13 protein-coding genes are annotated in these 21,761 nt (G+C 67.3%); 8 read left to right on the forward strand and 5 right to left on the reverse strand.

Annotated elements, in window-relative coordinates:
* Positions 1 to 86: 86 nt before the first annotated feature.
* The 5 genes from KVT32_RS20305 to tssJ all read right to left on the reverse strand — a co-directional run bounded on the left by KVT32_RS20305 (position 87) and on the right by tssJ (position 12,018).
* Complete coding sequence (locus KVT32_RS20305; protein WP_056325710.1) at positions 87 to 590, reverse strand: hypothetical protein; 504 nt, start codon at positions 588 to 590, stop codon at positions 87 to 89.
* Between the two features lie 43 nt (positions 591 to 633).
* Positions 634 to 9,099 (reverse strand): type VI secretion system tip protein TssI/VgrG, encoded by an 8,466-nt coding sequence (gene tssI / locus KVT32_RS20310; RefSeq protein WP_217618789.1) that lies wholly within the window; start codon positions 9,097 to 9,099, stop codon positions 634 to 636.
* Between the two features lie 92 nt (positions 9,100 to 9,191).
* On the reverse strand, positions 9,192 to 9,971 hold the full coding sequence (icmH, locus tag KVT32_RS20315) for a type IVB secretion system protein IcmH/DotU (protein ID WP_056325715.1): 780 nt from the start codon (positions 9,969 to 9,971) through the stop codon (positions 9,192 to 9,194).
* Positions 9,972 to 9,987: 16 nt separating this feature from the next.
* Complete coding sequence (gene tssK, locus KVT32_RS20320; protein ID WP_056325717.1) at positions 9,988 to 11,334, reverse strand: type VI secretion system baseplate subunit TssK; 1,347 nt, start codon at positions 11,332 to 11,334, stop codon at positions 9,988 to 9,990.
* Between the two features lie 66 nt (positions 11,335 to 11,400).
* A complete protein-coding gene (gene tssJ / locus KVT32_RS20325; RefSeq protein ID WP_081100935.1) occupies positions 11,401 to 12,018 on the reverse strand; it encodes a type VI secretion system lipoprotein TssJ in 618 nt (205 codons plus the stop codon).
* A gap of 254 nt (positions 12,019 to 12,272) precedes the next feature.
* Between tssJ and KVT32_RS20330 the strand changes: the two genes are divergently transcribed.
* From KVT32_RS20330 to tssH, 8 genes are all read left to right on the forward strand, one after another.
* Positions 12,273 to 12,887: a M48 family metallopeptidase gene (locus KVT32_RS20330; RefSeq protein WP_254607094.1), complete on the forward strand. Its 615-nt coding sequence runs from the start codon at positions 12,273 to 12,275 to the stop codon at positions 12,885 to 12,887.
* Positions 12,888 to 12,957: 70 nt separating this feature from the next.
* Entirely contained in the window at positions 12,958 to 13,473 is a 516-nt protein-coding gene (gene tssB, locus KVT32_RS20335; protein WP_152382523.1) for a type VI secretion system contractile sheath small subunit, read from the forward strand.
* Positions 13,466 to 14,959 carry a type VI secretion system contractile sheath large subunit gene (gene tssC, locus KVT32_RS20340; protein WP_056325730.1) on the forward strand — a complete coding sequence of 498 codons (1,494 nt, stop codon included), beginning with the start codon at positions 13,466 to 13,468 and terminating at the stop codon, positions 14,957 to 14,959. Before tssB ends, tssC begins: the two co-directional genes overlap by 8 nt.
* Before the next feature lie 45 nt (positions 14,960 to 15,004).
* A complete protein-coding gene (locus tag KVT32_RS20345; protein WP_006226591.1) occupies positions 15,005 to 15,508 on the forward strand; it encodes an Hcp family type VI secretion system effector in 504 nt (167 codons plus the stop codon).
* Between the two features lie 82 nt (positions 15,509 to 15,590).
* A complete protein-coding gene (gene tssE, locus KVT32_RS20350) occupies positions 15,591 to 16,076 on the forward strand; it encodes a type VI secretion system baseplate subunit TssE (RefSeq protein ID WP_056325732.1) in 486 nt (161 codons plus the stop codon).
* A 51-nt stretch (positions 16,077 to 16,127) separates the two neighbouring features.
* The gene (gene tssF, locus KVT32_RS20355; protein ID WP_217618790.1) at positions 16,128 to 17,966 is read left to right on the forward strand and encodes a type VI secretion system baseplate subunit TssF; all 1,839 of its coding nucleotides are present in this window, start codon (positions 16,128 to 16,130) and stop codon (positions 17,964 to 17,966) included.
* Positions 17,930 to 19,021 carry a type VI secretion system baseplate subunit TssG gene (tssG, locus tag KVT32_RS20360; protein ID WP_174245419.1) on the forward strand — a complete coding sequence of 364 codons (1,092 nt, stop codon included), beginning with the start codon at positions 17,930 to 17,932 and terminating at the stop codon, positions 19,019 to 19,021. The genes tssF and tssG overlap by 37 nt, the downstream gene beginning before the upstream one ends.
* Positions 19,022 to 19,042: 21 nt before the next feature.
* Entirely contained in the window at positions 19,043 to 21,754 is a 2,712-nt protein-coding gene (tssH, locus tag KVT32_RS20365) for a type VI secretion system ATPase TssH (protein ID WP_217618791.1), read from the forward strand.
* Positions 21,755 to 21,761 lie beyond the last annotated feature (7 nt).

The following is a 21,761-nucleotide window of genomic DNA, read 5'->3' on the forward strand; positions in this document are numbered from 1 at the left end:
CTTCATTTGACCGGTCCGTTCGTTTGGCAGCCGGAACTTCTGCTGGCCGGCGCTTTCCCTGGCCGGGTTTTACTTCTAGCCAAGTTTCACTTCTGGCCTTCTTCGACCTCGATGGTCACCGTGTTCGACTTCACGTCCTCGGCCTCGATGTAGACCTCATAGGTGGCCGGCGTGGCCGGCAGGTGCAGCACGCCGGCCATGTCGGTGGTGAAGCGCGTTTCCACGGTCATGCCCGGCGGCAGGGCGATCTTCGGGGGGCGGGGGCCGCCTTCCCGAGGGTCCACCGAGACATTGGGCAGCTTGGGACGCACGTAGTTGAACGCGACGCCGCGGTAGACCTTGCCGGTGCGCGTATCCTTCGCCACGAAGCGCGGCAGTTGCGGATTGTCGATGACGGGCAGGATGCCGCGTGCGCAGACCGGAATCGTCAGGGTGCTGCCGTCGCGGATCCTTACGCGCGAGGGCGCGGCGATGCGCATCTGCGCGTCGTAGCCTTGCAGCGGCGGCATGCAGGCGTGTTCCTGCTGCGAGTGCGTGGGCACCGAGGCAAAGGAGGCGGGCTCGATCCAGTCGGTAGTCATGATGGGCATGTCGATGTCGTTTCAGAGAGCGAAGGTGATCCGGGGCGCGTCGTCAGAATGAGGTCCAGCCTTCCGAGCAGTCCACCTTGCGCACGGCCTTGCTGCAACTCGGGCAGAAGTGGATGTTGGCGCAGGTGATGCCGTACATCACGCACTGCCCGATCTCATCGCTGTACTGGCCGTTCCGGTTGGGCAGGCCAAAGTAGCAGTGTCCTCCCATGTTGTAGTAGAAGTACTGCGGCGGATCCAGCTTGGAATCGTCGGCCGAGGAGTCTTCGTTGCGCAGGCCGGGCCAATCGGGGCCGCTGGGCACCATGCCGAGCAGGTGGCCCATTTCGTGGGCCAGCGTTTCCGTCAGGTACGCCTGCGAGTTAGGGACGTAGGGATCCAGGGTGGACACGAACAGCAGGTTGGTGCCGGTGATGGCCAGGCCAGCATAGCTGGCGGCGACCGTGTTGAACTGGATGTTGAGCACGCCGTTCAGGGGCGTGGACGAAATCTGGGTCAGGTCGACTTTCACGGAGAAGACGGCGCCGGAGCTTTCGCGCAGCGGCGTCATCAAATGGCGCGGAATGGGAATCGAACGTTCCGCGCCCGATGCGTCAGTGTAGAGGTACCGGGCGTGGACGAGCCAGTCGTCGCTGTCGTCGAACTCGTACCAGAGGCTGGCAAGGGTGCGGTCGTCGTTGACGATGGGCACCGTCATCACGCGTCCGCCCGGGCCGGCCGGCACGGGCAGGCGCATGTCGCCGCTGGTGCCGGGCGCGGCCAGCCGGTCGACGTGGCACACCACCAGCGTGTAAGGCTCGCGCTGCTTGCCGGGCGAGGTGGCGTACACGCGGCGCACGGCGTCCATGATGGCCTGCTGCGCGTCCACGTTGTCCGCCGCATCCACCGCCGAGCGGCCGCGGAATTGCAGGCGCGGCAGCTGGATCATGTCGATGCCGTGCAGCGCGAATTCCGCGGTGACCGGCGTCACGTCGGCCAGATGGTTCGCCGGGCGGGCGCTCATGCACATCACTTCCTGGATATACAGGCGGCGCGCGGTTTCGACGCGCTCCGTCTTGATGAGCTGGCCGCGTTCGTCGCGCACCTCGAACAGATAGACGTTGCGGCCGGCGGCGGGCAGGTCGATGTCATCGACGATGCGGGTGCCGTCGGCGTCCGTGACGTAGCTGCGCGGGTTGGCGTGCGGCTCCTGGTAGCTGGCGCGGCGGCCGCGCTCGCGGCTGGAGTAGGCGATGTTGCCGGCGTCGGCCTTGACGGTGATGGTGAAGCGGTGCGCGCCCGGACGGTTGAACTCCACGTGGATCCGCGGGCGGCGGGTCTGCCGCTCGGTGGTGGTCAACGCGTTGCCGTCGTTCCAGCGTTCGTCCGCGCGTTCCAGGTTGACGTATTGCAGGCGCGCGCCATCCTGGCGGCCGCGATACGTGGAGACGCTGGGCACCACACGCCCGGAGCCGGACGGGCCGGGCAGATTGGTGCCCTGCGTGCGGGCGACCGGGCCCAGTCCGATCGTGTCCAGCACGTCCCGCGCGATCTGCGGCAGCGGCGAGTCCGCCACGCCCGGGATCTTCATCAACACCTCGGCCACCTTGGGCAGCGTTTCGGTGGCGAGCGTGGGCGATTGCAGGATGGCGCCAATGACGCCCGGCACCGACGAGGACGACAGACCCGGCATGCTGAGAATGGCGCCGGCCACGGCGGGAATGTTGGCCTGCTTCACGTCGGGCAGCGAGAACAGCGTGTCCACGGCTGAACTCAGCGCTGCGGCGCGGTCGCCCGCCGCGTTCAGCGCTTGCGTCATGACGGGCACGATGGCTGCGCCAACGTTGGCGCTGACGCCGCCGCTGGCGAGCGTGCTGGCGCTAGATAGCACGGTGGAGGCGGTGCTGGCCTGCTGCGCGATGGCCCCCAGGGTGCCTCCGCCAGCCACGGCGGCAATGCCGGACGCCCCGGCGCCGCCACCTCCGCCTGCGGCAGCGCCGGCTGCACCGGCTGCACCGCCTGCGGCTGACAGGTCCGTCGCGCGGGTTGCCGGTGTGCTGTCGGCCATGCCCGCCGCGCGCGCGGTCTCGGCGCCGAGCACGGTGTCCGGCGGGGCGGTTGGGGCTGTGGTTCCGGCTGGCGCAAAGGGCGGCGTGGCGCTGGTGGCGCCGGCCGCTGCGCCGGTGGTGTTGCCGGCGGCGAGAGGAGGCGTTGGGCTGGCGCCGCCGCCAGAGATGGGGGCGGTGGTCTCGGCGGGTTGGGTCGAAGAGACGTCCGCCGGGGAGGGCGCGCCGGTAGTTTGCGTGGTGACGGTTGCCGGTGCGCTGCCATTGGCCGCTGCGGAACCGCCCGGCGCGGCCGCGCCATTCGCGCCGATGGGAGCGGAGGCCGCCGAGGCGTTCGTTGAACTTGCGGTCGCGTCGGCGCCGGGGATTGGCCCGGCGCCTGCATCTGCTGGGCCTACGCCCGCAGATGCTGTACCAGCTCCAGCACCTGTACCAGAACCTGCACCGGCACCTGTACCTGCTGCACCAGCAACTGCACCTGCATCGGCACCTGTACCTGCTACACCGGCAACTGCACCAGCACCTGCATCCGCTGAGCCTGTCTCTATTCTGGCGCCGGCCGCCGTGCCTTCGCTGACGCCGGCACCTGCCAAACCGGGGGAAGCCCCCGCGGAACCTGCAACCGCGTCTGTTCCTGCGAGAGGGCCCGCGCTGGCGATGCCGCCCGTGGCTGTGGGAAGGGTCGAGGTCGCGGCGCCGCTTGTCGCGGCCGCGTCAACCGCCGCTCCCGCGCCCGCCGCGCCGACGGCAACGGACGGGCTGGGAGAGGCTTCGATGTTCGGAAGTCCGAAAGTGCTGTCCCCGGTCGCACCGGGCAGCCCGGTTCCCTGCGGCAAGCTCTCGCCGGGCGCAGGCACGAAGCCGGGCGTTTGCGGCGCCGCGCCAGACAAGGGCGGCGTGGTGAAAACACCGGCCGATTCGGGCAGCGACGGCGCGCCGGCCAAGGCAGCACCCGGGTCCGTGGCGCCGGAGGAGACCGGCAACCCGCTTATCGCCGCGTCAGACGCGACCGGCACGCTCGGCGCCGCAACGGATGGCGCGCCAGTCGGCAACGCCAATGCATCGGGCAGACTGCCCGGCGCGGCGGTCGAGCCGGACGCCGCTTGCGTGACGCTGCTGGCCGCGGCAGAGGTGGCGCCCAACAGACTGCCCGCGCCCGCCGCAATGGACGCGAGCAGCGCGGCATTCGCAGCCGGGCTGCGCCCCTTGGTCGTGTCGTCCTGCTGCGCGGCGTCAGCCGCGTCATGAGCGGAGGCGTTCATCGACCCGCGCGCAGCGGCCGTGCCGGTGGCCAAGGGGGCATCGGCCCGCTGGCTTGCGTGTACGCCGGACGCTATGTCGCTGCCGCCTACGCGGTGGGCGGACGTGCCGCGCGCAAGCCAGTCGCGCGCGTCGCGAGCGGTGTGTTCCGCGTGGGTGGTCTGCTCGTCCCGTTCCGCCGTGTGATCGAGATGCGGGGCTGGGCCGGTCGAGCGATGCGCGTCAGGCGACGCGCCCGGTTGCAGCACTGTCGATCCTTGCGTGAACGCGGGCGCCAATCCCGCGGCGGCGGCGCCGATACGTGTCGGGTCGACCTGCGCGTGCTGCGTGGTGTCTTCGCCGTCATTGGCGTGCTGGGTGGCGTCGTCGCCGTCATGCGCGTGCTGCGTGTCGTCATCGCCGTCCTGGGCGTGCGTACGACGCGACGTCGTCGCGGTCACGGTTCCGGCGACGGCGGCGAGCAGGCCGATGGCGGCTCCCGATCCCTCTGTCTGACGGGCTTGGCCCGGCGCGGCCATGGACGCGGACGGCGCTGCATCGTGGGTCGAGCCCGGCGCCGTCCTGGCGTCCGCCTCGATGCGGCCGGGCGCTTCCGTGCCTGAGCTGGCGGACAGATGCGAGCGGGCGGCAGCGTCGGATTGCGTAGCGGACGTGGACGCGACCGATGAGGACGAGCCGAAAGCGGGCTCGCCTGCCTTGGACGCTTGCGAGTCAAACGCCGATCCGGACCCCGATCCCGACTCCGATCCCGATCCCGATTGGGTCGCGATGGGCATCGCTGCGGACGCCGAACTGCTGCGGCCCGCCAACGAGGCAGCCAGCGCGCCCGTGGCCGGGATGCCGACTCCCGTTGCGCCAGCAGCAAAAGCGGCGGCGCCGCCAGCAGCCGACGCGATGGACGGGACGGCCGTGCGGGTGCTTGAGGCGGCGATGGCAGACGCAACGCCAGCGTCCGCGCCGGCAACAGATGCCGGCGAGGCGATGTTCGCATCCGCGCCAGCGGCCGCAGCGCCAGATGCCAGAAGGTCGTCCGCGCTTGCTGGGGACGCGGCGGACCCAACACCGGCGTCTGTGTTTGCGAGGGACGTGCCGGAGGCAATACCTGCGTCCGCGCTTGTGAAGGACGTGCCGGAGGCAATGCCCGGGCTCGCATCTGCCAGGAACATGCCGGAGGCGATGCCGGTGTCCGCACTGGCGAGCGACGCATTGGACGCGATGCTTGTGCCTGCCAGGGCTGAGCCCGATGCGACACCCGCACCAGCGACTGAAGCGATGCCCGCGCCCGCGCCGGCGCTAGTTCCCACGCCGACGCTGGTGCTTGCTTGGGAAGGAATTGCAGACGCGGCGCTGCTGCCGGCCGCTGCCGTGGCAAGCGTGGGCGTTTGTGTTGCGGCGTCGGATGCGGACGGCGCTTGCAGGGTGCCGTTGGCCGGATGCGCAATGTTGTCAGCCATGGCGCCTGCGGGCGATGCCGCGGTCGCTGTGGCGGCGGGGGCCGCCGAAGACGGAGGCGCTGCGGCCGCCGTGGCCTGCGGGGCGGACGTCGCGGCGGATTCCGACGTCGCGGCCGATCCCGATCCCAACGCCGTTTCCGAGGCCGATTGCGAGGCCGGTGACGAGGCCTGTGCCGACGCGGACGCCGGAGTTCCTGAAGCGGCGGAGGGGGCCGCGGATGGCGGTGTTGCCGTGGTCGCGGAAGCCGTGGCCTGCGTCGATGCGCCTGCCGTTCCCGACGCACCTGCAGTAGCCGACGCACCTGCAGTAGCCGACGCACCAGCCGTTGCCGATGTCCCTGCCGTAGCCGATGCGCCTGCGCCTGCCGGGTCGGCGGCTGGCGACGAACTCGCCACGGTCGTCGGGCCTGATGCCGACGCTGTTGCCGATCCTGCTGCCGCCGATTGCGCAGCGCCGGTCCCCGTCGGCGCGAAGGACGGCGTCGCGGCCGCGCCCGTCAGTCCTCCGTCGGCACCAAGCCCCGCGCCCGAACCTACCTCTGCACCCTTGCCCAGTCCCGCGATCGACGCGGCGCTCGTGATCATCTTGGACGCGCCTTCGGGCGCGGCCGAGGCCAGCATGTCGGTTGCGGCGGGCAGGGCGGCGGTGGGGTCCTTGACCCATTCAGCGGCCTTGGAGACCGTGCCAACGGCTGCCGTCGCGCCGTCGATCATGCCGCCCGCGCCGGGCGCGACGGACGCCAGCATGCCGGAGGCGGCGGGCAGCGCGGACATCGGGTTGGCGATCATGGCTTGCGCCTGCGACACCATGCCCATCGTTTTCTTGGCCGTGTTCAGCAAGCCTCCCACGGCGGAGGGCGTCGAACCCATGCCGCCGAGCAAGCCCGGCGCCTGCGACAACGCGCCCATGGGATTTTTCGCCAGCCCGGCCAATGTGTTCGCCTGGCCGGCAAATTGCGAGAGCTTGGCCGCCGCGCCGGCGGCCGTCTTGCCCAGATCGCCCAAGCCGCTGGGCGCGAGGTCGCCCAATCCGCTCAGGCCCCCGCCCGCACCCGCCGCACCCGCCGCGCCGCCAAAACCGGCCATCAGGCTGGTTCCGGCCTTTTTGGCGGCCGAGGCCAGGGCGCCGTCCTTGTGGATAAGCTCTGCGCTGACGATCAGCGGGTCGTCCACCGTGGTGCTGGGCAGCGCCGGCAGCGCGGCGGCATCGCTGCCGGGGCCGACGAAGTTGTGCGTGGCGCCCTTAACCGAAAACAGCCCCGGTCCCTTGAAGACGATATCGGCGCCGTCGAGGATGACGCTGCCGCCCGCTGCCTGCAAGGTGACGCGCTGCTGCCCCAGGATCTCGATGCCTTCTGCCGATGACGTGACGGTGATGTCTTGCCCCGCCAGGGCTTCCAGAATGTCGGTGTGGGCGTGCAGCGACACGGGCGCGTGTGCCGACACCGCGCGTATCGCCCCTTGCTGCGCGAACACGCTGGCCGACCGTGCCGACACGGCCGCATAGGTTTGCGTGGCGGCCACATGCGCATCGGACTGCGCCGTGGCGTGCAGGTGTTCGCCCGCGTGCAACACGGCGCTGGCCGGCGTGGCCAGGTTCAGCGAGTTCGGCGAATCGATCAGCAGATGCGGGCCGTTGATGCGCTCGACGGCGGCCTCGCCGGTGCGTTTCCCGTCGGCGGCCTTGCCTGCGGCCTGTCCGTTCACCTGGGCGGCGTAGCGGCCTTCCAGCTTGGGGTCCAGCGCCTTGAGCAGGTCCTCGTAGCCTTCGGACGCCGCCAGCGGGCGCGCCTTGTGCTGGCCCGCGCTGTCGTTCAACCGGCGCGACGCGTCCTGCGCGCCGCGCAGCAGCAGCAAGGCTTCCTGTGCATCGGCTTGCGTCGACTTGCCTTGTTCACGCGCAGTGGCCGACAACAGCATGCCCTGACCGGAACGCACGACCGTCCACGCGTCCGAGCGCAGTTCAAAGCCGGTGCCGCGCCATTGGCCGCGGCTGGCGTCGTCCAGCTCCTGTTCCACCAGATAGCCCAGCCCAAGTTGCGTGGCCGCGGTGGAGCTGGCCAGCCGTGTGCGCAGTTTGCCCTTGGTGTCGTCGAACAGCCATTGGTTGCGGCCCGCGCCATCCAGGCCGTGGCTGTGCCACCCGCTCAACACGCCGGCGTGATTGGCGTCGCCGTCTTCGCCGGCGGACCAGGGCGGCAAATCCGCATCGTTGTAGAGCTGCCCCGCGACAACGGGCTGGTTGATGTCGCCGTCGATGAATTCAACGATGACTTCGGTGCCGGCGCGCGGCAGGTGATGCGCGCCCCAGTTTGGGCCCGCCTGCGCGCTGGCCACGCGCAGCCACGTGCCCGAGCGGTCATCGCCGGGCGCATTGCCGCTGGCATCGCCATGCGTGCGATGCGGCAGGCCGCCCGGCAGCGGCTTTTCGCCGCGCTGCCACGGAAACTGCACCTTGACGCGCAGATCGCGGTCGGCGGTGATGGGCGCATCGGCCGCGCTGACGACCACCGCAGCCAGGCTTTCCGGGGCCGTGGGGCGCGCGCGCCACGCGGGCATCAACGCTGCCGCGTCGGGCTGCGCAACGAAGACATTGCGATATGTGCCGCGCTCCATGTCCGGGGTGTTCAACACCTGCGCGGCCTGGCTGCCCAGGTTGTTCGTGGCTTCGTGCGTCACGTCCAGCACCACGTAACGGTTGCCGCCCAGTTCGTCGGCGGCCTGTCCGCCGCCGCCTTCGGCGTAGCGTGCGTGCTGGCTCAGCGCGAACACGTGCCCTGCCGCCAGCGAGCGGGCGGTGCCCGCGCCCTCAAAGCGCACCACCTCGGATTCATGGGCGCGCAGCGCCCGCGCCGCGCTCTGCTCGGCCGCGTCGTCATCGCCATAGCGGCCATGGCCGGCGTAGTCGTAGTCTTCAAGGACGGGCAGGGATTCCACCTGCACCTGCGACTGGCTCTGCGCGGCGTGCGCGTTCAGCGTGCGCTCGTTCCAGGCGGCGCGCGCCACGCGGTTGGGCCGCACGGCCTGCCGGGCGGCAAACCGGGTGATGCTGTCGCTTGTTTCGGTCGCGTCGCTACGGTGAAAGCGCAAGGGCGAGGCCGGGTCCTGCGGACGCGCGGCGTCGGCGTCGAAGATCACCACGCGGTGGCGCGCGCCGCCGCTGGCGGACTGGCCGTCGTCCTGTTGGTGTTCGAAGCGATAGCTCAACCCCGCCTCGGTCAGGATGCGTTCGACGAACGCCAGGTCCGACTCTCGATACTGCGTGCAGACGGCAAGCGGCTCCAGCGCCTGGCTCAATTCAAAGGCGAACGCGGCCTGGGGATAATCCGAAAACACCTCGCTGACGATGTCCTGCACCGACAGGTCCTGGTAGATGAAGCTGTCGCGCCGCAACGCCAGCGCGGCCATCCACGGCGCGGCATGCAGGCGGAAACGCGCCAGCCCGCCGTCGGCGCCCAGCGCGTCCACCCCTTCCACCACCGCGTGCCACCGCCGCATCGCGCCATCGGCCTGCAGCAGGCTGACGCTGATCTCCTTGCCCAGCAACGCGCCCACGTCCACTTCGGCGCTGGCCGCCAGGCAGTCCAGCGTCAGCGAGAACAGGCGCGACACGCCTTCGCGCAGGTTCAGGTGTTCGACCACGAGCTCGGCGTTCAGCGGGGTGTCCAGGCGCAGCAGGCGCGCCTGCTGCGACAGCGTGGCGATGTTCAATGACGAGTAGGCCGGGGCGTTCGAAGGCAAGGCGTTCATAGGACGTGGCGAATGTCGTTCGGCGGAGCCGGGGCGCGGGGCACGCGCCGGGAGGGGGCGGGTGAAAGCAGGGCCGGGAGCCGGCCCGGACGCTATGGCAGCGAAATCGTCAGGTGCGCGGCGCGCGGACCCAGCTTGACGATGTCGTGGTACGGCGCCATCGCCGTCTGCATCTCGGTGTTCAGGAAGTGGCGCATCCCCAGAAACGCCAGCAGGCCGAGCAGCGCAAAGACAGCCATGATCGACCACAGCGGCACGTCGCGTTTCAGCGTGTGCGCCACCTTGTCGGGCAGCGGCCAGTGCGGCGCGAAACCGGTGCGCTTGCCGCGCAGCAGCGCGATCTCGTCGCCCAGCCGCGCAGTCAGATAGCCGAGTTTTTCCTGGCCCTCGATCAGGTACTTGCCCTGAAAGCCGAGCAACAGGCACATGTAGTAGATCTCAAGCGATTGCAGGCGCGGCGCGCCTTGGGCGCGCAGGTCTTCCAGCCGGGCAAAGAAATTCTCGCCAGCCAGCTGTTCGCCGAACAAGGTGAGCTGCAGGGGTTGCAGCATCCACGCATCGCGAATGGCGAACTGCGAATTCAGCACGGTCTCGTCTACCGCGGCGCAGAATGCATACTTGGTGGCATACACGTCTTCCGCGGGAATATCCATTTTCTTGGCGGCGCGTTCGTAGTCCGCCAGAAACTGCTGCACCCGCGCCGAGAACGCCGCGGCGTCGGTGGGCTCTTGTCCGCTCTTGAGCAGGAACAGCATCAGGAAGCCGTCATACAGCAAGTCCAGCAAGGACCTGGCCGGACGGCTGGCGTGGAACTCGGCGGCCCGGGGCGGCAGCGTGGCGCCGGGCATCAGGGAGGGAGCGTCTGCGGTCATGGAAGTACGTGTCCTGTCAGCGGGTGACTGCAATCAAATCCAGCTTGAGCTCAGGGATGCCGGCGGGCGCGTAGATGGCGATGCTGCGCGCTTGCAGCATGCGGTCATAGAGCGAACCCCGCGCCTGTAGCGCGAAATACACCGCCCCGGGCTTGACGGGCACCGCCGGCGGCACCTGCGGCGTGTAGGCCAGCGGCACGCCGGGCATGGCCGACAGCACCAGCTTATCCACGTCTTCCGGCGCGCCCACCTTGAAGCGCATGGGTACGCTTTCGGAAAGTTCCGAGGCAGGCATGGCGGCCTGCACCGCCAGATACAGCGACGTGGTTTCGTCGAGCTTTTCCGAATCCAGCCTGCCCATGTGGAACGACGGCCGCAACTCTTCCAGCACGATGGAGAAGTAGCGTGTGGAGATCACCGTTTCCAGCAGGTCGCGCAGGATTTCGTCCATGCGGGCGAACGCCGGGCCGGGCGCGTCATGCCGGTAGACGGGCAGGTCGGCCAGCGTATGCAGCTTGGAGAACGTCATCAGCGCGCCCGCCAGCCGCGCCAGTTCCTGGAACAGCCGTTCCGGGTGGAGCTGCGGATGGTGAAACAGATGCGACAGCGTGGCGTAGGCCTCGTTGGCCGTGTGCAGCAGCCAGAACGAGGCGACGTCGCCCGAGCGGAACTCGATGATGTTCTTGCTGGGTTCGCGGTGAAAGCCGTACAGCGCATTCACCTTGGCCTGCAGCGCGTCCAGCAGTCGGCGCAGCTGTTCATGCAGGGCGCCAGAGGCCGTCAACGACAGGCTCGGCGCAACGAAGGTGGTGTCCAGCTCATAGCCCGCGCTGGCGGTGCGGCGCACGCGCGCCACCGGAATGGCCAGCAGCGCGTCGCGCGGTTCGAATTCCGAGATCAGGCGCACGTCTTTGCGCAGGAACGCCAGCTCAGCCGTGGTGGCGCCCGTGTACAGGTCGGGGGCCGGCGCATTGTTGTGCGTGTAGCGTGAGTCGAAGCTGGCTGCCGATTGGCCATCGCGGTAATTGCCGCCAATCGCCTTGAGCGGATGGATGGCCAGGTAAAAGACCGCTTCGGTGACGCCATCCAGCGCGGTCAGCGCAACCGGCGGCGGCAGTTCATCGCCATGGGGCGCGTTGTAGAGTTCACCGTCCGGAAACACCGCGCTCATCTCTGTGGCGCGCAACATGCCGTTGGCCAGTGCCGATGCATCGAAGCGCGCGGCGCGCAGGCCCCACGCATAGGGATGCAAGGCGCGGGCCATCTCGGCCAGCCGGTCTTCGTGATAGGCATCCTGCCGCTGAAAATGTTGCGGCCGCAGAAACAACCCTTCGCCCCAAAGGACTTTGGCTGAGTGACTCAAGTTGGCGCTCCCTTTGCTTGTCTTTCCATGTCTTCATATAGAAGGCGGGCCTACGCGCAATGCGCGTCAACCGGGACACTGCACGCCGGAAAGGCGTGCCGGGTCGTAGGCTGGCAGGCCCGCCGGCAACGTGGGTTTGCCAGTGGCGACGGTGAGCGCACACGCGTGCGCGCCCAGCACAATGCCACTGTCTTCCACGTCGTCGACCTTGAATACATACTTCCAACGCATCGGCGCGGGCGCGTAGAACAACCCGGCGATCGCGATGTAATCGGCTTGCTTGGGGACCTTTTCGACGGCTTCGAACCGTTGGCCGGGTGTGAGCGTCAGCTCACGTATTCCCAGCACGGATTCCCCGAGCGTGGCTTTCTCGGCAGCAGTGTCTATCAATTGCGTGAGCGGCGCACGTTGGAATTGCTCAGGATTCTTCAGGTAGTATATTTTTGTAACTACAGCCATCGACTGCCCGCTGCTGGCATTCAAATTTTCTCCGGCATGGATGGTCAAATTCACCTCGACAGGCGCGTTTTCGGGCTTTTTCAGGCCCGCCATCTCCATCGCATTTCCGGTCAAGCCGGCCACCGCGCCGATGGCTGATACGGCCGCACATCCAGTAATGACGGTGCTTGCAAGCGAGCAAGCCGCGACTGCGAAGAAGCGTGATAAATGGATATGTTTGGACATGGCCCTTTATACCGGAAGTGTGTGAAGCAATACAGATCGCAGCACGTTAGGCGCAATTTCGACGCAAGTAACATGAAGACACTTGCTGTAGCGCTGGGCTAACAAAAGGTTGTTGAAATACGGCCCCTAGTTACAACCCCGCTAGGTGCTTAAAAATGCGCTTTCCCCGCCTCGTCGTTCTCGCAGGTGTCGTTGCCGTTATGGCCGGCTGCGCGTCGGTAAAACCGCAGTCGGAATCCGAATACAAACAATCCATGGCCGAAGCGGAAAAGGCGCTTGAGCAAAAGAGCGCCGACCAGGCCGTCGCGCAATTCGAGGAGATTGCGGTCCGCAATCCGTCCAAGGGATTGCCGTGGTCCTACATCGCGAAGATTCGTTTCGACGAACAGAAATATGGTCAAGCCATCGTCGCGGCCGACGAGGCGCTGAGCCGCGACCCGGATGATTTCGTCGCCAAGAGCGTGCGCGCCGTGGGCGGCCTGCGCGTGGCCATGCAGTCGCTGGCGGACCTGCGCGCCGATGCGTTGCTGGCTGGCAATGCGCGCGCAGACGCCGTGGCCCTGGCCGCGGCAATGCGCGAGACGCTGGGGCAGGATGTGCTGTTCCCGGAAGGCCGCCGCCCGCCGCCGCGTCCGCGTCAGCCGCCGCGCAAGGCCGACCCCGCCCCGGCGAGTGCGTCGCCTTCCAGCGCCGCACCGACGGGCGTTGCACCGACGGGTGCGGCACCCGCCGCATCGACGCCTGCCGCACCCAAGGTCACTCCCAGCGCCGCGCCGGGGGCCGCCTCCAATGCGTCGCCCGCCGCAACCCAGCCCGCCCAGCAGCCCAACCGCGCGCCGAACCCGTTCGGCGACCTGCTTACCAAGTGATTCGCCCAGGCAGCGCCGGCTAGCCCGGCGCGCCTGACCGACCGCCACGATCCTTTGCACGGAGCCATCCATGGCCAAGAAAGAAAGCGTTCAGAAACGATTGCAGAAAGTCCGTCCGCCGCGCGTTCAGCTCACGTATGACGTGGAGAAGGGCGACGCCATCGAACAGAAGGAGCTTCCCTTCGTCGTGGGCGTGGTGGGGGACTTTTCGGCGCAATCCGAAGCCGAGCTGCCGCGTCTGAAGGACCGCAAGTTCGTCAACATCGACGTCGACAACTTCGACGACGTGATGCGTGGGCTGGAGCCGCGCGCCGCGTACCGCGTCAAGAATGCGCTGACCGAGGAAGGCGGCACGTTCGGCGTGGACCTGAAGTTCCGTTCGATCGAGGATTTCCGCCCGGAAGCCGTGGTCCAGCAGGTGGAGCCGCTGCGCGAATTGCTCGACATACGCACCAAGCTGGCGGACCTGCGCAACAAGCTGGCGGGCAACGACAAGCTGGAAGACCTGCTGGGCGAAGTGCTGTCCAGCACCGAGAAGCTGCAACAGTTGACCAGCGAGACCGACAAGGGAGGCCGCAATGAGTAATTCCGCCGCTGCACAGAACACCGCTGCCGCCCCGGCCGACGCGCAAGGCGGCCTGCTGGACCAGATCGTCGAGCAAAGCCGGGTCGCCAAGTCGACCGCCGAGCACGATCGCGCCAAAGACATCATCGGTGAGCTGGTGCGTGAAGTCATGAAGGGCACCGTGGTGGTGTCCGACAATCTTTCCGCAATGCTGGATGCGCGCGTGGCCGAGCTGGACCGCCTGATTTCCGCGCAACTGAGCGAGGTGATGCACGCGCCGGAATTCCAGAACCTGGAGAGCACGTGGCGCGGCCTGCACTACCTGTGCCAGGAGACCGACACCAGCCCGATGCTGAAGATCAAGGTGTTGAACACCACCAAGCGTGACCTGGTTCGCGACTTCCAGACCGCCATCGACTTCGACCAGAGCCTGATGTTCAAGAAGGTCTACGAAGAAGAATTCGGCACGTTCGGCGGCGCGCCGTTCGGCGCATTGCTGGGCAACTTCGAGATCACGCGCCAGCCCGAGGACATGTACTTCATCGAGCAGATGTCGCATGTGGCCGCGGCTTCGCACGCGCCCTTCATCGCCTCGGCCTCGCCCGAACTGCTGGGCCTGGACAGCTTTGCCGACCTGGGCCGCCCGCGCGACCTGGCCAAGGTGTTCGACACCGTGGAATACACCAAGTGGCGCAGCTTCCGCGATTCGGAAGACTCCCGCTATGTGGGCCTGACCATGCCGCGCTTTCTGGGCCGCCTGCCCTACGATCCGGTGGAAGGCACCACGGTCGAAGGCTTCAACTTCGTTGAGGACGTGGACGGCACCGACCACTCGAAGTACCTGTGGTGCAACGCGGCGTGGGCGTTCGGCGCCCGCCTGACGGCCGCGTTTGCCGACTTCGGCTGGTGCGCCGCGATCCGCGGCGTGGAAGGCGGCGGTCTGGTCGAGAACCTGCCGACGCACACGTTCAAGACGGACGACGGCGAAATCGCGCTCAAGTGCCCGACCGAAATCGCCATCACGGACCGCCGGGAAAAGGAACTGAGCGATCAGGGCCTGATCCCGCTGGTGCATTGCAAGAATTCGGACTACGCGGCCTTCTTCGGCGCACAGTCGGTGCAGAAGGCCAAGAAATACAACACGGACAGCGCTAACGCCAATGCGGTGTTGTCGGCGCAGCTGCAGTACATCTTCTCGGTGTCGCGCGTGGCGCATTACCTGAAGGCGATGATGCGCGACAAGATCGGCAGCTTCGCGTCGGCGCAGTCCGTTGAGAGTTTCCTGAATCGCTGGGTGTCGCAGTACGTGCTGCTGGACGACAACGCGACGCAGGAACAAAAAGCGCAGTTTCCGCTGCGCGAAGCTTCGGTGCAGGTGGCCGAGGTCCCGGGACGTCCGGGCGTCTTCCGCGCCGTGGCGTTTTTGCGGCCGCATTTCCAGCTTGACGAACTCTCGATCTCGTTGCGCCTGGTTGCCGAACTGCCGGCTCAGGCTCAGAAATCCTGATCGTCATTGCACTGACCACTCATCCATTGAAAGAGGTTATCAACAATGAAGGACATCTACGTCAAGTTCGGCAATCCGGCGCTCAAGGGCGAATCGCAAGACAAGGACCACCCGGATTGGATCGAAGTCAGCTCGTGGCGCCATGAAATCATCCAGCCGCGTTCGGCCACCGCGTCGACCTCGGGCGGCCATACCGCCGAGCGCACCGAACACGGCGAAATGGTCTTCACCAAGGATCTGGACGTGGTCAGCCCGCTGCTGTATCAGCACGCGTCCGGCGGCACGACGTTCGATGAAGTCACCATCGATTTTCTGCGCGCGGACGGTGAGGGCAATCGGGTCAAGTACCTGGAAATCAAGCTCAAGTACGTGATCATTGCGCGCGTGGCGCCGGAAGTGGTTGCCGAAGGCCTGCCGCACGAGTCGTTCTCGCTGAAGTACGCCGCCGTGCAGTGGAAGTACACGCAGCAGAAGGTCGGCGGCAACCAGGGCGGCAACGCCCAGGGCGCCTGGAGCCTGACCAAGAACGACAAGACCTACTCGGTCTGATCGCTGCCAGGTTGCCAAGAGACCGCGGCCCGAGCCGGGCCGCTGTTCTTTTTTTTGCTGTTTCCGGATTGATCAGGCCCCGATGAAAGGATTCGAACCGAGTCTGTTCGACAAGCTGTTCGAGGCGGAGGGCCAATCGCCCTATGCGCTGCGCCGCCTGTCGATCGAAGAGATGAAGGAAACGGTGGCGCGCGACATCGAGGCCTTGCTGAACACCCGCATGGTGTTCACCGAGGAAGACTTGCGGCGCTTCCCCAACTGCCAGCGGTCGGTGCTGACGTACGGCCTGTCGGACTTTTCCGGATTGAGTCTTGCCAGCCACTACGACCGCGAATTCATCTGCCGGTCGCTGGAGCAGGCGATCGCGCGCCACGAGCCTCGCCTGACGCACGTGCGGGTGATGCTCCAGGTGGACAGCCGCGCGACATCGGTGCTGTATTTCGCGATCACGGCGATGCTGGACGTGGGACCCGCCCACGAGCCCGTCACCTTCGACGCCACGTTGCAGCCCTCGACGCTGCAGTACTCCGTGACCAAGGGCTGGGCCAAGAGCCCGGCCACGGTCTGAGGCCCCCATTCGTAACGCAGGTGCATTGGCGCGCTGGAAGGAAAGACAACAATGGAAGAATTGCTGCCTTATTACGAGCGCGAACTGGGCTTTCTGCGCACGTCGTCGCGCGACTTCGCCGAACGCTACCCGAAGATCGCCGCGCGGCTCGGCCTCTCGGGCGAGACCTGCGAAGATCCGCACGTTGAACGCATGATCGAGTCGTTCGCCTTGTTGAGCGCCCGCATCAACAAGAAACTGGACGATGACTACCCGGAATTCACCGAAGCGCTGTTCGAGGTGATGTACCCGCATTACCTGCGGCCTTTTCCCTCTTGCAGCATCGCGCAGTTCGACCTTGGCGGCGCGGGCGCGCAACTGACCGCGCCGGTCCGGATTGCGCGCGGCACGGAACTGAAGTCGCACCCGGTCCGGGGCGTGTCGTGCCGCTTTCGCACCACTTATGACGTCACGCTGGCGCCCGTTGAAGTGCTGCGCGCCGACTTTGAGTCCAGCGCCAATGCGCCCGCCACGGCCAAGCTGCCGGCCGGCGTGACCGGGCGTTTTTCCGTCACGCTGGGTTGCCAGGGCGAGAATCAGCATTTCGGGGCCCTGGGCGTGGACCGGCTTCGGGTGTACCTGCACGGTGAACCGTCATTCGTGGCGGCCTTGCGCGACGCGCTGTTCCTGCGCGCCGCCGCGGCCTACGTCGAGCTGCAACCGGGGCGCTGGGATCGTCTGCCCGCCATTCCGGTCGGGCAGGTGGGACTGGCGGAAGAAGACGCGCTGATCGACTTTCCGGCCAGTTCGCACCCGGCGTATCGCCTCCTGGCCGAGTACTTCGTGTTCTCGGAAAAATTCAACTTCGTGGACATCGACCTGGCCGCGCTGCGCCCCTATCTGGGCACGGTGCGCCAGTTCACGCTGCACCTGCCGGTCAGCGGCCTGCGCGCGGATTCCAATACCGCGCGGCTGCTGGAATCGACGTCCGCCGACAATCTGCGGCTCGGCTGCACGCCGGTGTCAAACCTGTTTTCGCAGCGCGCGGATCCCATCCGCGTCACGCATGCGTCGGCGTCGTACCCGGTGGTGGCGGACGCGCGGCGGGCCTATGGTTACGAGGTCTATTCGATCGACCGCGTGCGCCAGGTGCGTCAGAACGCGCAGGGCGATGCGGTCGTGGAATTCAGGCCCTTCTATTCGCTGCACCATGGCGAATCGCCCGACAAGGCGGGCCACTACTGGACGATGCGGCGCGATGCGTCGATGGCGCAGCGCAGTCCGGGCTACGAGACGGAGATTTCGATCGTCGATATCGACTTCGACCCGTCGGTGCCGCAGACCGAAACGCTGAGCCTGGATCTGACCTGCACCAATCGGGACTTGCCGTCGCAGATTGCGGTGGGGCAGGCGGGCGGCGACCTGTTCCTGGAAGGCGGTTCGGTGGCGCGCACGATCCGCATGCTGCGCCGCCCGACGCATTCGCACCGGTTCCAGCAGGGCCGTGCGGCGCATTGGCGCCTGATCTCGCATCTGGCGTTGAACCATCTGTCCCTGGTGCAGAGCGGGTTGCCGGCGCTCAAGGAAACGCTGCGCCTGTACGACCTGTCCGGCTCGGCCGTGGCCGCGCGCCAGATCGAAGGGCTGGTGGGACTGGACTACAAGCCCGCCACGCACTGGATGCCGGGCGAACCGTTCGCCACCTTCGTGCGCGGCATCGAAATCCGGTTGACCGTCAATGAAGACCACTTCGTGGGCACCAGCCTGCACACGTTCGTGGCGGTCATCAATCGCTTCTTCGGCCTGTATGTGCACGCGAACAGTTTCGTGCAGTTGGTTGTGTTGTCGCGCCGCGGCGCGGAGGAACTTCTACGATGCCCCCCTTGCAACGGCGACGCCATCCTAGCGTGATGGACGCGCTGCTGGCCGAGCCGCAGCGCTTCAAGTTTTTCCAGGCGGTGCGCCTGCTGGAGCAATGCTTTGCCCGGCAGGAGCGGGGTGCGACGCGTCATCCGGTGCCGGTGCACCTGCGCTTTCCCAACGCGCCGGGCCTGGGCTTTCCGCCCAGCGAGATCGTGGATGCGGTGGCGTACGACAAGAACGGCGAAGTGCTGGCGGACGAGGCCGCGCGGCAGGCCGCCGTGGCCGAAGGCCGGCTGGGCCGCGTGGACGTGACGCCCGCGTTCTTTGGCCTCTTGGGCGGGCAGGGCGCATTGCCGCTGCATTACTCGGAAATGCTGGCCAACCGCGAAAGCCTGCGGCGCGATCGGGGCGCCCGCGCGTTCTTCGACATTTTTTCGAACCGGGCGGCGGCGCTGTTCTACGCGGCGTGGAAGAAGTACCGCATGCCGCTGCGGCACGAAACCGAACCGGACCATCATTACCTGCCGCTCTTGCTGGCCTTGGGCGGCATCGGCCATCCGGCGCTGCGGGACCGCCTGCACAACGGCGCGGGCCGCGTCCATGACGAATCGATCGCGCACTACGCGGCGGCGGCGCGTCAGCGTCCGGTGTCGGCGCCGTACCTGCAGCGCGTGCTGCAGGATTACTTTGGCGTGCCGCTGCGCGTGGAACAGTTTGTCGGCCGCTGGTATGACGTCCCGCCGCAGAACCGCACGCAGCTTGGGCATCCTGGCGCCGTGCTTGGCGTGTCGGCGCTTGCTGGAGACCGCATCTGGCAGCGCGACCTGCGCATCCGGCTCTGGATCGGCCCCTTGTCGGGCCAGGCGTTCACCGACTTCCTGCCTGGCGGCGAGCGCGCGCAGGCGCTGGAGAAACTCCTGACGATGTTCGGCGGGATGACGTTCGAATACGAGGTGCGGCTGGTGCTGGCGCGCGAGAGCGTCACCCCCAGCCAGTTGGGCGCAGGCGCCGAGGTGCGCCTGGGCTGGAATTCGTTCCTGTGCACCGAGCCCGCCCGGCAAGACCGCGACGACGCCAGTTACGAACTGCACACCATCCATTGACCCCATCACCCTCAGACACTTATGGCCACACCGCTGAAGACCTTGATCGGAAAGCTCAACCAGACCTGCCGCCAGGCCGCCGAACGCGCCGCCAGCCTGTGCATGGCGCAAGGCCACTACGAAGTGGATCTGGAGCATCTGTTTCTGGCCTTGCTGGAAAGGCCGGCCAGCGACGTGAGCGTCATCGCGCAGCGTTGCCACATCAAGACCGACGCGTTGGAGGCGGACCTGAATGCGGAGATCGGCCGCTTCAAGAACGGCAATACGCGCACGCCGGTGTTTTCGCCGCATCTGCCCAAGTTGTTTGAACATGCGTGGCTGATTGCGTCGCTTGATACCCAGACGACGCGCATCCGGTCCGGCCACCTGTTGCTGGCCCTGCTGACCGAGCCCGATCTGGCGCAATTGGCGCGGCGCGGCTCGACGCTGTTCGAGTCGTTCCGGCTGGATGCGTTAAAGCATGACTTTGCCGCCTTGACGGCCGGTTCGGAAGAGGCCGGGCAAGCCGTGGGTTTTGCCGATGGCGCGGGGCCGCAGGGCGACGCTGGCCAACCGGCGCCCGCGCTGTCGGCCACCCCGGCCCTGGACCAATACACCACGAACCTGACCGAACGCGCCCGCGAGGGAAAGATCGACCCGGTGATCGGACGGGACGCCGAAATCCGCCAGATGATCGACATCCTGACGCGGCGGCGGCAAAACAACCCCATCCTGACCGGCGAGGCGGGCGTGGGCAAGACGGCGGTGGTCGAGGGATTGGCGCTGCGGATTGTGTCGGGCGACGTGCCGCCCGCGCTGGCCGAGGTGACGCTGCGCACGCTGGACATGGGTCTGCTGCAGGCGGGCGCCAGCGTCAAGGGCGAGTTCGAGAACCGCTTGAAGAACGTCATCGACGAGGTCAAGAAGAGTCCTTCGCCCATCATCCTGTTCATCGACGAAGCCCACACCATGATCGGCGCGGGCGGGCAGGCGGGGCAGAACGACGCGGCCAACCTGCTCAAGCCGGCCCTGGCGCGCGGCGAACTGCGCACCATCGCCGCCACCACCTGGAGCGAATACAAAAAGTTCTTCGAGAAGGACGCCGCGCTGGCGCGCCGCTTCCAGGTGATCAAGGTGGAGGAACCCGACGAGACGCTGGCCGCATCGATGTTGCGCGGCATGGCGCCGTTGATGGAGCGCCATTTCGGTGTGCGCATCCTGGACGAAGCGATCAGCGCGGCGGCCAGGCTGTCGCATCGCTACATCACCGGCCGCCAGCTGCCCGACAAGGCGGTCAGTGTGCTGGATACGGCATGCGCGCGTGTGGCGTTGGGCCGCAGCGCCACGCCGGCCTTGATCGATGATGCGCGGCATCGCCTGACGCGCCTTGGCGCCGAACAGGCCGCGTTGCAGCGCGAAGCCGCCACGGGCGCGCCGCACGCGCGCCTGGACGAATTGCGCGACGAGATCGCGGCGGTCACGCAGACCTTGGCCGATGCCGAGTCGCGCCACGCGGCGGAAATGGACCTGGTGGCGCGGATACACGCCTTGCGTGCGGAGCTGGAAACCGCGCCGCAGGAAACGGCCGCGGAGGCGTCCGCGGAGAAGGCGCCGCCGCCGTCCTCGTCGCGCCGCAAGGCCGCGCAGGCCGTGCCGCTGACGCCCGCGCAGCAGCGTCTGGCGGGCTTGATGGACGAGCTGCGGGCGTTGCAAGGCGAACAGCCCTTGGTGCCGGCCTGCGTGGACGCGCAGATCGTGGCCGAGATCATCTCGGCATGGACCGGGATTCCGCTGGGCCGCATGGTCAACGACGAGATTCGCACGGTGCTGCAATTGCAGCCGCTGCTGGCCGAACGCGTGATCGGGCAGGACCACGCGCTGGAGGCCATCGCGCAGCGCGTTCGCACGGCGCGCGCCGGGCTGGAAGACCCGGACAAGCCCAAGGGCGTGTTCCTGTTCGTGGGCCCGTCGGGCGTGGGCAAGACCGAGACCGCGCTGGCGCTGGCCGACATTCTGTACGGCGGCGAGCGCAAGCTCGTCACGATCAACATGAGCGAGTACCAGGAGGCCCACAGCATTTCGGGCCTGAAGGGTTCGCCGCCGGGCTATGTGGGCTACGGCGAAGGCGGCGTGCTGACCGAGGCGGTGCGCCGCCAGCCCTATAGCGTGGTGTTGCTGGATGAAATCGAAAAGGCCCACCCCGATGTGCTGGAGCTGTTCTTCCAGGTCTTTGACAAGGGCGTGATGGACGACGCGGAGGGGCGCGAGATCGACTTCCGCAACACGCTGATCATCCTGACGTCGAACGTCGGCTCCAGCGCCATCATGCAGGCGTGCCTGAACAAGCCGGCTGCGGAGCGCCCGACGCCGGATGCCTTGTCCGAGCTGTTGATGCCGCAGCTGTACAAGGCCTTCAAGCCGGCCTTCCTGGGCCGCATGAAGACCATTCCTTATTTCCCCGTGGACGATGACGCGCTGGCGCACATCATCGAACTGAAGCTGGGCCGCATCGCACGCCGCGTGGCGGCCACGCACCGCGCGGTATTCGAGTGGGATGAGGCGCTGCTCGAGGCGGTGCTGGCCCGCTGCACCGAAGTGGACACGGGGGCGCGCAATGTCGATCACATCCTCAATGGAACGCTGCTGCCCGAGATTGCCGGGCAGGTCCTCAGCCGCATGGCGCAAGGTGAGGCGATCGCCAAGATCCGTGTCAGTGCGGGCAAGAACGGCGAATTTCGCTTCCGCATGAGCTGATTCAAGA

This window comes from Achromobacter sp. GbtcB20, from assembly GCF_019091095.1.
GTDB lineage: Bacteria > Pseudomonadota > Gammaproteobacteria > Burkholderiales > Burkholderiaceae_B > Achromobacter > Achromobacter mucicolens.

Coding starts and splice junctions, on each gene's coding strand:
- tssE (WP_056325732.1), top strand. CDS start 15,591: ATGAAAGGATTCGAACCGAGTCTGTTCGACAAGCTGTTCGAGGCGGAG.
- tssJ (WP_081100935.1), bottom strand. CDS start 12,018: ATGTCCAAACATATCCATTTATCACGCTTCTTCGCAGTCGCGGCTTGC.
- KVT32_RS20330 (WP_254607094.1), top strand. CDS start 12,273: ATGGCCGAAGCGGAAAAGGCGCTTGAGCAAAAGAGCGCCGACCAGGCC.
- KVT32_RS20345 (WP_006226591.1), top strand. CDS start 15,005: ATGAAGGACATCTACGTCAAGTTCGGCAATCCGGCGCTCAAGGGCGAA.
- icmH (WP_056325715.1), bottom strand. CDS start 9,971: ATGACCGCAGACGCTCCCTCCCTGATGCCCGGCGCCACGCTGCCGCCC.
- tssF (WP_217618790.1), top strand. CDS start 16,128: ATGGAAGAATTGCTGCCTTATTACGAGCGCGAACTGGGCTTTCTGCGC.
- tssI (WP_217618789.1), bottom strand. CDS start 9,099: ATGAACGCCTTGCCTTCGAACGCCCCGGCCTACTCGTCATTGAACATC.
- tssH (WP_217618791.1), top strand. CDS start 19,043: ATGGCCACACCGCTGAAGACCTTGATCGGAAAGCTCAACCAGACCTGC.
- tssC (WP_056325730.1), top strand. CDS start 13,466: ATGAGTAATTCCGCCGCTGCACAGAACACCGCTGCCGCCCCGGCCGAC.
- KVT32_RS20305 (WP_056325710.1), bottom strand. CDS start 590: ATGCCCATCATGACTACCGACTGGATCGAGCCCGCCTCCTTTGCCTCG.
- tssG (WP_174245419.1), top strand. CDS start 17,930: ATGCCCCCCTTGCAACGGCGACGCCATCCTAGCGTGATGGACGCGCTG.
- tssB (WP_152382523.1), top strand. CDS start 12,958: ATGGCCAAGAAAGAAAGCGTTCAGAAACGATTGCAGAAAGTCCGTCCG.